Raw genomic sequence first — 14803 nt, 5'->3', positions numbered from 1 at the left:
ATCACCTCAGGACAAAGGGCAAGCCATCGCCAAACCGACAAACACCAGATCAGGGACGAGTTGCGCTTGCGGCACTGCGTCCGCCACCAAATCAGCATCCCCCCCGGTCAGGAACACGGTAAATTCATCACCCCAATAGCTTCGCGCCAATTCTAATTGAGTGAGCACAAACCCTCTCAGCATGAGCGTACACCCGCGCTCTACCGCCTCTACAGTCGTACGCCCTGGCGAAAGGCGCTCCAACGCCCTTTCAGCAGCGGCGTCGTCATAGCGTATCTTGCGCGTGTGTGTTCGTAGCTGGTTGCGCATGAGAGGCATACCTGGACAAATGAAACCACCCAAGTGATCACCATCTGCCGCAATAAAATCTGCTGTGGCAGCCGTTCCGAAATCAAGCACCAGACAAGCGCCGCGAGCGAGCTTGAACCCACCCAGCATCGCCAGCCAGCGATCAAGCCCCAGACGCTCGAAATCTTCGTAACCGTTTCGTACCCCAGCCATCTCCCTTGCAGGAGCAGCACAGGAAACGGCAACACCGAAAGCCTCCTGCAGAGCCAACACGAGCTTGCTTGTTTCTTCTTGGGCGCGAACGCTCACTAATCGGCAGCGCGTGAGCAACAATCCAGGAAGTGCCACCAGGCTTTCAATCAACGCCAGATCCGAACCGACAACCCCCTCGTTCGATGCACTGGCGTCATCCGAACCAAGCACGCGCCATTTGATAAAGCTATTCCCACAGTCGAGCTCAAGAATCATCACGCAACCTCAGGCTTAGCTCACCACCACTGTATATTTTCTCGACACCATCGACACTCAAGCGCAATGCCCCCTGGCGATCTACCCCCAGCACAACTCCATCGACCTGGTTGACACCTGCGATGAGGGATACCGACCGCCCCTGCCAGGCATGATACTGCTCCCACTCCTGCTGAAGAGCGACAAAACCGCCCTCCCGATGTCGATAAAGGTAGCCCTGCAGCTGCAGCCCTAACTGCGCAACTAGAACGTTACGATCAGCAGGCGAACCTGTCTCGAGCTGCACCGAAGTCCATTGCTGATCGACCTCATCAGCCCTCTGCATATTGACGTTGATGCCTATTCCCAGGACAACGTGGCAGATATCAGCAGGGTCTCCTACCAACTCCAGCAAAATCCCGGCAATCTTCTTCTGCCCCACCAATACGTCGTTTGGCCATTTCAGCGCCGCTCCCTGCACACCTGTCTCACGCAAGGCCTGCATGACCGCCAAGCCGACAACAAGACTTAGCCCCTCCAACTGGCGCAACCCCGACTCAATACGCAATACAAGACTGTAATAAACGTTTTGTGCAAACGGACTAACCCACTTTCGCCCCCTCCTGCCTCTCCCCGCCGTTTGCTGCTCCGCTAGCACCAGAAACGGCGCGGTGCACTCAGCACCCACAAGTCGCAAAGCCTCGGCATTCGTGGAGTCAATGGAGTCAGAGATATGAACGGGCCACGCCAAGGACGGCGCATTCAGCGCAATATCTTCAGCACTCAAGAACACCAGCGGTGATGCCAACTGATACCCCTTGCCACGAACCTTATGGATGGGCAGGTTCAATTCAGCCTCCAGGTGCTGGAGCTGCTTCCAGACAGCACTACGACTGACGCCAAGGGCAGCACCAAGTGCTTCTCCGGAGTGGAACCGGCCATCTTTCAGAAGTTTCAACAACGTCAGCATGCAAGTATCGCCTCACAATGAGGCACGCATGATAGCTATGCGCAGGGTCATTGCATAGAAAGGCCGGACTTTAGTACTGGAGACTATTGACGCGAGCCGCTACGTACTTTTCGACCGCCCAAAACAAAACCCCATCTGCTTTCGCAAATGGGGTTCTGGAATTTAATCTTGACGATGACCTACTCTCACATGGGGAAACCCCACACTACCATCGGCGATGCATCGTTTCACTACTGAGTTCGGGATGGGATCAGGTGGTTCCAATGCTCTATGGTCGTCAAGAAATTCGGGTACTGAGTCGTGACCAGCTGGCCTCGCTTCAGCAAATTGGGTATGTGACAGCTTTCGGTGTTTTGTGAACGTCGAACTTTCGGTTCATTTCGTCTTCACACACCGCAATCTGATGCTCGTTAGAGTAGTCAAATTGCTTGGGTGTTATATGGTCAAGCCTCACGGGCAATTAGTATTGGTTAGCTCAACGCCTCACAGCGCTTACACACCCAACCTATCAACGTCGTAGTCTTCGACGGCCCTTCAGGGAACTCAAGGTTCCAGTGAGATCTCATCTTGAGGCTAGTTTCCCGCTTAGATGCTTTCAGCGGTTATCTATTCCGAACATAGCTACCCGGCAATGCCACTGGCGTGACAACCGGAACACCAGAGGTTCGTCCACTCCGGTCCTCTCGTACTAGGAGCAGCCCCTCTCAAATCTCAAACGTCCACGGCAGATAGGGACCGAACTGTCTCACGACGTTCTAAACCCAGCTCGCGTACCACTTTAAATGGCGAACAGCCATACCCTTGGGACCGGCTTCAGCCCCAGGATGTGATGAGCCGACATCGAGGTGCCAAACACCGCCGTCGATATGAACTCTTGGGCGGTATCAGCCTGTTATCCCCGGAGTACCTTTTATCCGTTGAGCGATGGCCCTTCCATACAGAACCACCGGATCACTAAGACCTACTTTCGTACCTGCTCGACGTGTCTGTCTCGCAGTCAAGCGCGCTTTTGCCTTTATACTCTACGACCGATTTCCGACCGGTCTGAGCGCACCTTCGTACTCCTCCGTTACTCTTTAGGAGGAGACCGCCCCAGTCAAACTACCCACCATACACTGTCCTCGATCCGGATAACGGACCTGAGTTAGAACCTCAAAGTTGCCAGGGTGGTATTTCAAGGATGGCTCCACGCGAACTGGCGTCCACGCTTCAAAGCCTCCCACCTATCCTACACAAGCAAATTCAAAGTCCAGTGCAAAGCTATAGTAAAGGTTCACGGGGTCTTTCCGTCTAGCCGCGGATACACTGCATCTTCACAGCGATTTCAATTTCACTGAGTCTCGGGTGGAGACAGCGCCGCCATCGTTACGCCATTCGTGCAGGTCGGAACTTACCCGACAAGGAATTTCGCTACCTTAGGACCGTTATAGTTACGGCCGCCGTTTACCGGGGCTTCGATCAAGAGCTTCGCGTTAGCTAACCCCATCAATTAACCTTCCGGCACCGGGCAGGCGTCACACCCTATACGTCCACTTTCGTGTTTGCAGAGTGCTGTGTTTTTAATAAACAGTCGCAGCGGCCTGGTATCTTCGACCGGCATGAGCTTACGGAGCAAGTCCTTCACCCTCACCGGCGCACCTTCTCCCGAAGTTACGGTGCCATTTTGCCTAGTTCCTTCACCCGAGTTCTCTCAAGCGCCTTGGTATTCTCTACCCAACCACCTGTGTCGGTTTGGGGTACGGTTCCTGGTTACCTGAAGCTTAGAAGCTTTTCTTGGAAGCATGGCATCAACCACTTCGTTAACTAAAAGTTAACTCGTCATCAGCTCTCGGCCTTAAGATCCCGGATTTACCTAAGATCTCAGCCTACCACCTTAAACTTGGACAACCAACGCCAAGCTGGCCTAGCCTTCTCCGTCCCTCCATCGCAATAACCAGAAGTACAGGAATATTAACCTGTTTTCCATCGACTACGCTTTTCAGCCTCGCCTTAGGGACCGACTAACCCTGCGTCGATTAACGTTGCGCAGGAAACCTTGGTCTTTCGGCGTGGGTGTTTTTCACACCCATTGTCGTTACTCATGTCAGCATTCGCACTTCTGATACCTCCAGCAAGCTTCTCAACTCACCTTCACAGGCTTACAGAACGCTCCTCTACCGCATCACTTACGTGATACCCGTAGCTTCGGTGTATGGTTTGAGCCCCGTTACATCTTCCGCGCAGGCCGACTCGACTAGTGAGCTATTACGCTTTCTTTAAAGGGTGGCTGCTTCTAAGCCAACCTCCTAGCTGTCTAAGCCTTCCCACATCGTTTCCCACTTAACCATAACTTTGGGACCTTAGCTGACGGTCTGGGTTGTTTCCCTTTTCACGACGGACGTTAGCACCCGCCGTGTGTCTCCCATGCTCGGCACTTGTAGGTATTCGGAGTTTGCATCGGTTTGGTAAGTCGGGATGACCCCCTAGCCGAAACAGTGCTCTACCCCCTACAGTGATACATGAGGCGCTACCTAAATAGCTTTCGAGGAGAACCAGCTATCTCCGAGCTTGATTAGCCTTTCACTCCGATCCACAGGTCATCCGCTAACTTTTCAACGGTAGTCGGTTCGGTCCTCCAGTTAGTGTTACCCAACCTTCAACCTGCCCATGGATAGATCGCCCGGTTTCGGGTCTATTCCCAGCGACTAGACGCCCTATTAAGACTCGCTTTCGCTACGCCTCCCCTATTCGGTTAAGCTCGCCACTGAAAATAAGTCGCTGACCCATTATACAAAAGGTACGCAGTCACAGAACAAAGTCTGCTCCCACTGCTTGTACGCATACGGTTTCAGGATCTATTTCACTCCCCTCTCCGGGGTTCTTTTCGCCTTTCCCTCACGGTACTAGTTCACTATCGGTCAGTCAGTAGTATTTAGCCTTGGAGGATGGTCCCCCCATATTCAGACAAAGTTTCTCGTGCTCCGTCCTACTCGATTTCATGACTAAGAGATTTTCGCGTACAGGGCTATCACCCACTATGGCCGCACTTTCCAGAGCGTTCCGCTAATCTCAAAGCCACTTAAGGGCTAGTCCCCGTTCGCTCGCCACTACTAAGGGAATCTCGGTTGATTTCTTTTCCTCAGGGTACTTAGATGTTTCAGTTCCCCTGGTTCGCCTCTTGCACCTATGTATTCAGTACAAGATAACCATCTTATGATGGCTGGGTTCCCCCATTCAGACATCTCCGGATCAAAGTCTGTTTGCCGACTCCCCGAAGCTTTTCGCAGGCTACCACGTCTTTCATCGCCTCTGACTGCCAAGGCATCCACCGTATGCGCTTCTTCACTTGACCATATAACCCCAAGCAATCTGGTTATACTGTGAAGACGACATTCGCCGAAAATTCGAATTTCTCAATTAAGAGAACTCACAAATTTTACCTTAGCCTGATCCGTTACCAGTGAAAGTAACGTTCAGTCTATCTTTCTATCACATACCCAAATTTTTAAAGAACGATCTAATCAAAGACTAGAAATCAACATTCACCATCGCTTGGATGGAATGCTCATTTCTAAGCTTTCAAAACTTCAGAAGCAGTAGTGGTGGAGCCAAACGGGATCGAACCGTTGACCTCCTGCGTGCAAGGCAGGCGCTCTCCCAGCTGAGCTATGGCCCCGTATTTCTACAGGCGTTTCCCACACAAAATTGGTGGGTCTGGGCAGATTCGAACTGCCGACCTCACCCTTATCAGGGGTGCGCTCTAACCAACTGAGCTACAGACCCAATTTCGGGCTGCTTCTTATCGTCTTCTTCAATGAATCAAGCAATTCGTGTGGGAACTTATGGAGCAGCTGATGTCGTCGATTAAGGAGGTGATCCAGCCGCAGGTTCCCCTACGGCTACCTTGTTACGACTTCACCCCAGTCATGAATCACACCGTGGTAACCGTCCTCCCGAAGGTTAGACTAGCTACTTCTGGTGCAACCCACTCCCATGGTGTGACGGGCGGTGTGTACAAGGCCCGGGAACGTATTCACCGCGACATTCTGATTCGCGATTACTAGCGATTCCGACTTCACGCAGTCGAGTTGCAGACTGCGATCCGGACTACGATCGGTTTTATGGGATTAGCTCCACCTCGCGGCTTGGCAACCCTCTGTACCGACCATTGTAGCACGTGTGTAGCCCAGGCCGTAAGGGCCATGATGACTTGACGTCATCCCCACCTTCCTCCGGTTTGTCACCGGCAGTCTCCTTAGAGTGCCCACCATAACGTGCTGGTAACTAAGGACAAGGGTTGCGCTCGTTACGGGACTTAACCCAACATCTCACGACACGAGCTGACGACAGCCATGCAGCACCTGTCTCAATGTTCCCGAAGGCACCAATCTATCTCTAGAAAGTTCATTGGATGTCAAGGCCTGGTAAGGTTCTTCGCGTTGCTTCGAATTAAACCACATGCTCCACCGCTTGTGCGGGCCCCCGTCAATTCATTTGAGTTTTAACCTTGCGGCCGTACTCCCCAGGCGGTCAACTTAATGCGTTAGCTGCGCCACTAAAAGCTCAAGGCTTCCAACGGCTAGTTGACATCGTTTACGGCGTGGACTACCAGGGTATCTAATCCTGTTTGCTCCCCACGCTTTCGCACCTCAGTGTCAGTATTAGTCCAGGTGGTCGCCTTCGCCACTGGTGTTCCTTCCTATATCTACGCATTTCACCGCTACACAGGAAATTCCACCACCCTCTACCATACTCTAGTCAGTCAGTTTTGAATGCAGTTCCCAGGTTGAGCCCGGGGATTTCACATCCAACTTAACAAACCACCTACGCGCGCTTTACGCCCAGTAATTCCGATTAACGCTTGCACCCTCTGTATTACCGCGGCTGCTGGCACAGAGTTAGCCGGTGCTTATTCTGTCGGTAACGTCAAAATTGCAGAGTATTAATCTACAACCCTTCCTCCCAACTTAAAGTGCTTTACAATCCGAAGACCTTCTTCACACACGCGGCATGGCTGGATCAGGCTTTCGCCCATTGTCCAATATTCCCCACTGCTGCCTCCCGTAGGAGTCTGGACCGTGTCTCAGTTCCAGTGTGACTGATCATCCTCTCAGACCAGTTACGGATCGTCGCCTTGGTGAGCCATTACCCCACCAACTAGCTAATCCGACCTAGGCTCATCTGATAGCGCAAGGCCCGAAGGTCCCCTGCTTTCTCCCGTAGGACGTATGCGGTATTAGCGTCCGTTTCCGAACGTTATCCCCCACTACCAGGCAGATTCCTAGGCATTACTCACCCGTCCGCCGCTCTCAAGAGAAGCAAGCTTCTCTCTACCGCTCGACTTGCATGTGTTAGGCCTGCCGCCAGCGTTCAATCTGAGCCATGATCAAACTCTTCAGTTCAAACATCTTTGGGTTTTTAAGAAACCCTAAACTTGGCTCAGCAATCGTTGGTTACATCTTTGATTTCTCGCGGAGTAACTTGTGATGCTGATAATCTTGTTGACTATCAGTCTGACTCCACAAGCACCCACACGAATTGCTTGATTCAGTTGTTAAAGAGCGGTTGGTTAAGATCTTTCGTCTCAACCGAGGCGCGCATTCTACAGCAGCCTCATTTGCTGTCAAGTGATTATTTTCAGAAGTTTTCGAAGATTTCTTCAACAACTTCAACCACTTGCGCTTCCGATCTCTCGTTAGCGGGAGGCGAATTCTACAGCGTTACACGCTGCTGTCAACACCTCTTTTTCTCCGCTTTCGACCGAGAAGATCGAAACGTTAATAGAGCCAAACAACACCGCTCTACCAACTCCTTCTGGGCTTCGATGATCTGAAGCAAATCGCTGTCGAATTCTGCGTAACTCTTTGTTTACTAAGGAGTTTTCCGTTTCGACTGCGCCGGAAGTGGGGCGAATTATAGACAGATATAAAACGCCGTCAACACTTAATTTCAGGTTTATTCGGATTTGAGCGTAATACGCGCAAATGCCTTCTTCCCAGCTTGGCAAACATGGGTAGCGCCCAGCTCGTATATAAAGGTGCGATCTACAACCTCACCATCTACACGCACACCACCGGAACCTAGAAGGTCCCGCGCAACCGCCGAGTTCTTGACCAGACCGGCCTTATTAAGCACAGCAGCGATCGGCATCGCCTCAGCAGCAGACAGCTCGATCTCCGGCAGATCATCCGGCAGCTCACCATCCTTCATGCGATTACCCGCAGCACGGTGAGCATTGGCCGCAGCCTCCTCACCGTGGAAACGCGCAACAATCTCTTCTGCCAGCTTGATCTTCACGTCACGCGGATTGGCGCCTGCCTCTACATCAGCACGCAGCGCATTGATCTCATCCATCGAGCGGAAGCTCAGCAGCTCAAAGTAACGCCACATCAGCGCATCAGGAATCGAGACGAGCTTGCCGTACATCACGCCCGGTGCTTCCTGGATACCGACATAGTTACCCAGGGACTTGGACATCTTCTTGACGCCATCCAGGCCTTCCAGCAACGGCATGGTCAGAATGCACTGGGCTTCCTGCCCATACGCACGCTGCAGCTCACGCCCCATCAACAGGTTGAACTTCTGGTCGGTGCCACCCAACTCAACATCCGCTCGCAATGCCACCGAGTCATAGCCCTGAACCAACGGGTAGAGGAACTCGTGAATGGCGATCGGCTGATTGGTGGAGTAACGCTTGTCGAAGTCATCACGCTCAAGCATGCGCGCGACGGTGTACTGGGACGTCAGGCGAATGAAATCTGCCGGCCCCATCTGATCCATCCAAGTAGAGTTGAACGCCACCTCAGTCTTGGCGGGATCAAGGATCTTGAATACCTGCGTCTTGTAGGTCTCGGCGTTATCGAGAACCTGCTCTCGAGTCAGCGGCGGGCGAGTGGCGCTCTTGCCACTCGGATCACCGATCATCCCGGTGAAGTCACCTATAAGGAAGATGACTTGATGCCCCAGCTCCTGGAACTGACGCAGCTTATTAATAAGCACGGTATGACCCAGGTGCAGATCCGGCGCAGTCGGATCAAAGCCAGCCTTAATACGCAGGGGTTGGCCACGCTTGAGCTTTTCGATCAGCTCAGCCTCGACCAACAGTTCTTCCGCACCACGTTTTATCAGCGCTAGCTGCTCTTCAACCGACTTCATAACAGACCCGCAAGGCTCAGATTCAAAAGGGAACCAACCATACAAGATCAGGGACTAATTACAAGTTTTGCCCTGCGAACGGACACCGTTCAGCAAGCCCAGCATTCGCGAGCTTGCGCCACAGATGATTTGGTTATATTTTATACAGTTATTTCATCTTCATCATGTCATTCATCTTTTCCATTTCATCTTCAAAGTCAAAATTACCTATGACCACTGAACCGTCTAAAGCGCCGCCGCTTTACCCGAAGACCCACCTGCTCGCCGCAAGTGGTATCGCCGCCCTTCTCAGCCTGGCACTCCTGGTATTCCCTTCCAGTGACGTAGAAGCCAAACGAACATCCCTGAGCCTTGACCTGGAAAGTCCAGTTGAACAACTGACACAAGATCAAGACGCTTCCGACGCGCAACAAGCCACAAACGCACCTGCCGAATCGCCGTTCGCCCAAATAGTAAGCAGCCCCGAAGATACCCAGCAAGCAGTCCAGGACCAGCCTGCACCTGTTGCCGAGGCAGCCAAAAATCCACAACACCGCGAAGTGATCGTGGCCAAGGGCGACACGCTGTCCACCCTGTTCGAGAAAGTCGGCCTCCCCGCCGCCACCGTCAATGAGGTGCTGGCCAGCGACAAGCAAGCCAAGCAATTCACCCAGCTCAAGCACGGCCAGAAACTTGAGTTTGAACTGACGCCTGACGGCCAGTTGCACAACCTGCACAGCAACGTCAGCGACCTCGAAAGCATCACCCTGACCAAGGGCGCCAAAGGCTTTGCCTTCAACCGCATCACCACCAAACCGGTGATGCGCTCCGCCTACGTCCATGGCGTGATTAACAGTTCGCTGTCCCAGTCGGCAGCCCGCGCGGGCTTGTCCCACAGCATGACCATGGACATGGCCAGCGTGTTTGGCTACGACATCGACTTCGCCCAGGACATTCGCCAAGGCGACGAATTCGATGTGATCTACGAGCAGAAAGTCGCCAACGGCAAAGTCGTCGGCACCGGCAATATTCTGTCCGCACGTTTCACCAACCGCGGCAAGACCTACACCGCCGTGCGCTATACCAATAAACAAGGCAACAGCAGCTATTACACCGCCGACGGCAATAGCATGCGCAAAGCCTTCATCCGTACCCCTGTGGACTTCGCCCGTATTAGCTCGCGTTTCTCCATGGGTCGCAAGCATCCAATTCTGAACAAAATCCGCGCCCACAAAGGCGTCGACTACGCCGCTCCACGTGGCACGCCGATCAAGGCAGCCGGCGACGGCAAAGTGCTGCTGGCCGGACGTCGTGGCGGTTACGGCAATACAGTGATCATTCAACACGGCAACACTTACCGTACGCTGTATGGCCACATGCAAGGCTTCGCCAAGGGCGTGCAAACCGGCGGCACCGTGAAGCAAGGCCAGGTGATCGGCTATATCGGCACTACCGGCCTGTCCACCGGCCCGCACTTGCACTATGAATTCCAGGTCAATGGCGTCCACGTCGACCCACTGGGCCAGAAGCTGCCGATGGCCGACCCGATCGCCAAGGCCGAACGTGCGCGTTTCATGCAACAGAGCCAGCCGTTGATGGCGCGCATGGATCAAGAGCGCTCCACCCTGCTGGCTTCGGCGAAGCGCTAAGGCATGTCGCTCTATATAGGTGTGATGTCCGGGACCAGCCTCGATGGCCTGGACATCGCCTTGATCGAGCAAGCCCCGGCGATCAAGCTGATCGCCACGCATTACATTCCCATGCCAGATACCCTGCGTACCGAGTTGCTCGCTCTGTGCGCCAGCGGTCCGGATGAGATCGCCCGCTCAGCCATCGCCCAGCAGAAATGGGTGAGCCTGGCAGCGCAAGGCATTCACGCGCTACTCAATCAACAACACCTCAAGCCCCGGGACATTCGCGCGATTGGCAGCCATGGCCAGACCATCCGCCACGAACCCGCCCGAGGCTTTACCGTGCAGATCGGCAACCCGGCCTTGCTCACCGAGCTCACAGGCATCACCGTGGTCAGCGACTTCCGCAGCCGCGATGTTGCCGCCGGCGGTCAGGGTGCCCCGCTGGTCCCCGCCTTCCATGAAGCACTGTTTGGCGAGCACAGCGGTAACCGTGCCGTATTGAATGTGGGAGGTTTCAGCAACCTAAGCCTGATCGAGACAGGCAAACCTGTAGCCGGCTTTGACTGCGGCCCTGGCAACGTCCTGCTGGACGCGTGGATTCACCAACAACGCGGCGAGAACTTTGATCGCGATGGTCAGTGGGCCGCCAGCGGGAAGGTGGAGCCCCAGTTGCTCAATGCCCTGCTCAGTGATCCATTCTTCGTGACCAAGGGCCCCAAGAGCACTGGGCGCGAAGTGTTCAACCTGGAATGGCTGCACCAACACCTTGATCGCCTGCCTGCATTCGAGCCTCAGGATGTACTAGCCACTCTGCTGGAGCTGACCGCGCTCACCATTGTCGAGTCCCTGCAGTCCGCCCAACCCCAAACAGAAACGCTGCTGGTATGTGGCGGTGGCGCTCACAATGCCACGCTGATGCAGCGCCTGGCAGCCTTGCTGCCGTCAACCCACGTCAGCAGTACCGCCACCTACGGCGTAGACCCGGACTGGGTCGAGGCGATGGCCTTCGCCTGGCTGGCCCATTGCTGCCTCGAAGGCATCGCTGCCAACCGCCCGAGCGTCACCGGCTCACGCGGGCTTCGGGTACTGGGCGCGATCTATCCTGCCTGACCGGCCCCAATAATCCGTAGACAGCAAAACGCCGCTTGGCCTATCACAGCCAAGCGGCGTTTTGTTATCCGCTACAGATAAAGCTATCGATCAGATCGAGAACGAAGACCCGCAACCACAGGTGGTCGTAGCGTTAGGGTTCTTGATCACGAAACGCGAACCCTCCAGACCTTCCTGGTAATCCACCTCGGCACCTGCCAGGTACTGGAAACTCATCGGGTCCACCACCAGGCTCACGCCCTCACGCTCAACGATGGTGTCATCATCGGCCACATCTTCATCGAAGGTAAAACCGTACTGAAACCCTGAACAACCGCCGCCCGTAACGAATACGCGCAGCTTCAAGCGATCATTACCCTCTTCATCGACCAGGCTCTTCACCTTGTGCGCAGCACCATGGGTGAATTGCAAAGCCGTGGGGGTGAAGGATTCAACGCTCATGCTGATAATCTCCCGGCGTAACGCCGCCATATGCGTAATGGCCGGTATTATCCGCTTCTCCTAGAAAAGCGGTCAACTATTGTTACGGTATATCAATCTGCACAACCGCCATTAAAAACACAAAAGGCCCGATCAACGGGCCTTTTGCGCAACAGCCAGGCAGCCTTAAGGCAACATGCCCGCGTGGGACAGGCCAAGCTTCTCGTCCAGGCCGAACAGGATGTTCAGGTTCTGCACCGCCTGGCCCGACGCGCCCTTGACCAGGTTATCGATCACCGACAACACCACAACCAGGTCGCCATCCTGAGGACGGTGCACGGCAATCCGGCACACGTTCGCGCCGCGCACGCTGCGGGTTTCCGGATGACTGCCGGCCGGCATAACGTCGACGAACGGTTCGTTGGCATAACGCTTTTCGAACAGCGCCTGCAGGTCTACCGAGCGATCAACCACGGTGGCGTACAACGTGGAGTGAATACCGCGGATCATCGGGGTCAGGTGGGGCACGAAGGTCAGACCCACGTCTTTACCGGCCGCGCGACGCAGGCCCTGACGGATTTCCGGCAAGTGACGGTGACCTTTCACCGCATAGGCCTTCATGCTTTCCGATGTCTCGGAGTACAGCGAACCGACTGCCGCACCACGGCCAGCACCACTGACGCCGGACTTGCAGTCAGCGATCAGTCGCGACGCATCCGCCAACCCAGCCTCGAGCAACGGCAGGAAGCCCAGCTGTGTGGCCGTCGGATAGCAACCCGGCACCGCGATCAGACGCGCTTGCTTGATCTGCTCACGATTGACTTCCGGCAGGCCGTACACCGCCTCGTCCAACAGCTCTGGCGCGCCGTGCGGCTGGCCATACCATTTGGCCCACTCATCAGCGTCCTGCAAACGGAAGTCGGCGGACAGGTCGATCACCTTGGTGCCAGCGGCCAACAGCTCACCGGCCAATGCGTGGGCAACACCGTGAGGTGTGGCGAAGAAGACCACGTCACACGCGCCCAGCGTCTTGATGTCCGGAACACTGAACGCCAGCCCGTCGTAATGGCCTCGCAGGTTCGGGTACATATCGGCCACGGCCAGGCCAGCCTCGGATCGGGAGGTGATGACCACCACCTCAGCTTGCGGATGCTGAGCCAACAGACGCAGCAATTCGACACCGGTGTAACCCGTGCCGCCGACGATACCGACCTTGACCATAAACCTGCCCTCAACGAACCCACTGGAAAGCCGTCGATAATAGGGGCCGTATCGTCCTGCGACAACCGTCAACGTGACGTACGGGCGCATGAGCCACTACTATCTTCAGTTACCGTGAACCTGGGAATAACTAGAAATGCTCTATCTATGGATCAAAGCCTTCCACATCGTCAGCATCGTCTGCTGGTTTGCCGGGCTGTTCTACCTCCCGCGCCTGTTCGTTTACCACGCCCAAAGCGAAGACACCGTCAGCAAGGAACGCTTCAGCATCATGGAGCGCAAGCTGTACCGCGGCATCATGGGGCCAGCGATGATCGCCACCTTGTTATTCGGCGGCTGGCTGATTTACCTCAACCCGGCCATCTTTCAATCCGGTGCCTGGATCCACGCCAAGCTCACCCTTGTAGTGCTCCTTATCGGCTACCACCACATGTGCGGCGCGCAGGTAAAACGTTTCGCCCGTGGCGAAAACACCCGCAGCCATGTCTTTTATCGCTGGTTCAATGAAGTGCCCGTTCTGATATTGCTGGCTATCGTAATTTTGGTCGTGGTCAAACCGTTCTAACTTCAATTACTCGGGGTACCTCCAATGTCGCTGCCCGCTCTGCTTGAACACCGTCTGCGCCTGCCCGTCGTGGCGGCGCCGATGTTCCTGATTTCCAACCCGCAACTGGTCCTGGCGTGCTGCCGCAACGGGGTGGTCGGGAGTTTCCCGGCGCTTAACCAACGCGAAAGCAGCGGGTTCAAGGCCTGGCTGGAAGAAATCGAAGCAGGCCTGGCACAGGTGGACAACCCCGCGCCCTACGCCGTCAACCTGATCGTGCACAACAGCAACCCTCGCTTGGAGGCAGACCTGGCGATTTGCGTTGAGCACAAAGTGCCGATCGTCATTACCAGCCTGGGTGCAGTGAAAGAACTGGTGGACGCGGTACACAGCTATGGCGGCCTGGTGTTTCACGACGTCACTACCCGTCGCCATGCCGAAAAAGCTGCCGAAGCCGGCGTGGATGGCCTGATCGCCGTAGCGGCCGGTGCCGGTGGCCACGCCGGCACTTGGAGCCCGTTCTCGCTGATTGCCGAGATCCGCCAATTCTTCGACAAAACCCTGCTGCTCGCCGGCTGCCTCAACCATGGGCATGAGATACTCGCCGCCCAGGTGCTGGGCGCGGACCTGGCCTACTTCGGCACACGCTTTATCGGCACCACCGAAAGCCATGCCCCAGATGCGTATAAAGAGATGCTGCTCACATCGCGCGCGGCCGACATCGTGCACACTCCTGCTGTTTCCGGCGTGCCCGCCAGCTTTATGCGCCAGAGCCTGGAAAACGCCGGCTTTGACCTCGCGGCCCTGCAAGGCAAAGGCGAAGTCAACTTCGGCTCCAAGCTCAAGCCGTTGAACGACGAGGCCAAGGCCTGGAAGACTGTATGGTCCGCCGGCCAAGGTGTCGGTGAAATTGATGATTTGCCCAGCGTCGATGAACTGGTTGCCCGCCTGGATGCCGAATACCGTAAGGCGCGCGAACAGGCGGCACAACTGACCTGGCCACGCTGACCCAACCGCAAGGCTTGCCCAGTGAGCAGGCCTGCACCACCTCCCTGA

The 14803-nt window shown here is 55.2% G+C and carries 9 protein-coding genes, 2 tRNA genes and 3 rRNA genes; 4 read left to right on the top strand and 10 right to left on the bottom strand.

The window, feature by feature from the left end:
- Positions 1-6: 6 nt before the first annotated feature.
- The 8 genes from CWC48_RS13610 to tyrS form a co-directional block, all read right to left on the bottom strand.
- Positions 7-756 carry a pantothenate kinase gene (locus tag CWC48_RS13610; protein WP_100492025.1) on the bottom strand — a complete coding sequence of 250 codons (750 nt, stop codon included), beginning with the start codon at positions 754-756 and terminating at the stop codon, positions 7-9.
- Positions 746-1705 (bottom strand): bifunctional biotin--[acetyl-CoA-carboxylase] ligase/biotin operon repressor BirA, encoded by a 960-nt coding sequence (gene birA, locus CWC48_RS13605; RefSeq protein WP_099491117.1) that lies wholly within the window; start codon positions 1703-1705, stop codon positions 746-748. Before birA ends, CWC48_RS13610 begins: the two co-directional genes overlap by 11 nt.
- A 166-nt stretch (positions 1706-1871) precedes the next feature.
- Positions 1872-1987, bottom strand: a 5S ribosomal RNA gene (gene rrf, locus CWC48_RS13600).
- Between the two features lie 157 nt (positions 1988-2144).
- Positions 2145-5036 (bottom strand): 23S ribosomal RNA (locus tag CWC48_RS13595).
- A gap of 248 nt (positions 5037-5284) precedes the next feature.
- A tRNA-Ala gene (locus tag CWC48_RS13590) sits at positions 5285-5360 on the bottom strand.
- A 30-nt stretch (positions 5361-5390) separates the two neighbouring features.
- Positions 5391-5467: transfer RNA gene (locus tag CWC48_RS13585), tRNA-Ile, on the bottom strand.
- A gap of 82 nt (positions 5468-5549) precedes the next feature.
- A 16S ribosomal RNA gene (locus tag CWC48_RS13580) occupies positions 5550-7086 on the bottom strand.
- The 16S, 23S and 5S rRNA genes sit together here with 2 tRNA genes alongside, the layout of an rRNA operon.
- 553 nt (positions 7087-7639) lie before the next feature.
- Complete coding sequence (tyrS, locus tag CWC48_RS13570; RefSeq protein WP_034109594.1) at positions 7640-8839, bottom strand: tyrosine--tRNA ligase; 1200 nt, start codon at positions 8837-8839, stop codon at positions 7640-7642.
- A 209-nt stretch (positions 8840-9048) separates the two neighbouring features.
- Between tyrS and CWC48_RS13565 the strand changes: the two genes are divergently transcribed.
- Positions 9049-10467: a peptidoglycan DD-metalloendopeptidase family protein gene (locus tag CWC48_RS13565; protein WP_100492024.1), complete on the top strand. Its 1419-nt coding sequence runs from the start codon at positions 9049-9051 to the stop codon at positions 10465-10467.
- Between the two features lie 3 nt (positions 10468-10470).
- Entirely contained in the window at positions 10471-11562 is a 1092-nt protein-coding gene (locus CWC48_RS13560) for an anhydro-N-acetylmuramic acid kinase (RefSeq protein ID WP_100492023.1), read from the top strand.
- 90 nt (positions 11563-11652) lie between these two features.
- Here CWC48_RS13560 and erpA read toward each other — a convergent pair whose 3' ends face one another.
- Both erpA and argC read right to left on the bottom strand, forming a co-directional pair.
- The gene (gene erpA, locus CWC48_RS13555) at positions 11653-12003 is read right to left on the bottom strand and encodes an iron-sulfur cluster insertion protein ErpA (protein WP_003176443.1); all 351 of its coding nucleotides are present in this window, start codon (positions 12001-12003) and stop codon (positions 11653-11655) included.
- Positions 12004-12168: 165 nt separating this feature from the next.
- Positions 12169-13203 (bottom strand): N-acetyl-gamma-glutamyl-phosphate reductase, encoded by a 1035-nt coding sequence (gene argC, locus CWC48_RS13550; RefSeq protein WP_078050405.1) that lies wholly within the window; start codon positions 13201-13203, stop codon positions 12169-12171.
- 136 nt (positions 13204-13339) lie between these two features.
- On the opposite strand from argC, the gene hemJ reads away from it, so the two are divergent.
- Together hemJ and CWC48_RS13540 are read left to right on the top strand one after the other, a co-directional pair.
- Positions 13340-13768: a protoporphyrinogen oxidase HemJ gene (gene hemJ / locus CWC48_RS13545; protein ID WP_078050406.1), complete on the top strand. Its 429-nt coding sequence runs from the start codon at positions 13340-13342 to the stop codon at positions 13766-13768.
- 24 nt (positions 13769-13792) lie between these two features.
- Positions 13793-14755, top strand: coding sequence for a nitronate monooxygenase family protein (locus CWC48_RS13540; RefSeq protein ID WP_078050407.1), 963 nt, complete (start codon positions 13793-13795; stop codon positions 14753-14755).
- Positions 14756-14803: the final 48 nt, after the last annotated feature.

The organism is Pseudomonas sp. S10E 269 (assembly GCF_002798465.1).
GTDB classification, from domain to species: Bacteria; Pseudomonadota; Gammaproteobacteria; order Pseudomonadales; family Pseudomonadaceae; genus Aquipseudomonas; species Aquipseudomonas pergaminensis.
Note: the sequence above shows the minus strand (reverse complement) of the source record. Positions and strands in the feature narration are given on the sequence as shown.

Bases quoted from the DNA above. Each gene is read 5' to 3' on its own strand.
- CWC48_RS13610 (WP_100492025.1), bottom strand. From the start codon at position 756: ATGATTCTTGAGCTCGACTGTGGGAATAGCTTTATCAAATGGCGCGTG.
- birA (WP_099491117.1), bottom strand. From the start codon at position 1,705: ATGCTGACGTTGTTGAAACTTCTGAAAGATGGCCGGTTCCACTCCGGA.
- tyrS (WP_034109594.1), bottom strand. From the start codon at position 8,839: ATGAAGTCGGTTGAAGAGCAGCTAGCGCTGATAAAACGTGGTGCGGAA.
- CWC48_RS13565 (WP_100492024.1), top strand. From the start codon at position 9,049: ATGACCACTGAACCGTCTAAAGCGCCGCCGCTTTACCCGAAGACCCAC.
- CWC48_RS13560 (WP_100492023.1), top strand. From the start codon at position 10,471: ATGTCGCTCTATATAGGTGTGATGTCCGGGACCAGCCTCGATGGCCTG.
- erpA (WP_003176443.1), bottom strand. From the start codon at position 12,003: ATGAGCGTTGAATCCTTCACCCCCACGGCTTTGCAATTCACCCATGGT.
- argC (WP_078050405.1), bottom strand. From the start codon at position 13,203: ATGGTCAAGGTCGGTATCGTCGGCGGCACGGGTTACACCGGTGTCGAA.
- hemJ (WP_078050406.1), top strand. From the start codon at position 13,340: ATGCTCTATCTATGGATCAAAGCCTTCCACATCGTCAGCATCGTCTGC.
- CWC48_RS13540 (WP_078050407.1), top strand. From the start codon at position 13,793: ATGTCGCTGCCCGCTCTGCTTGAACACCGTCTGCGCCTGCCCGTCGTG.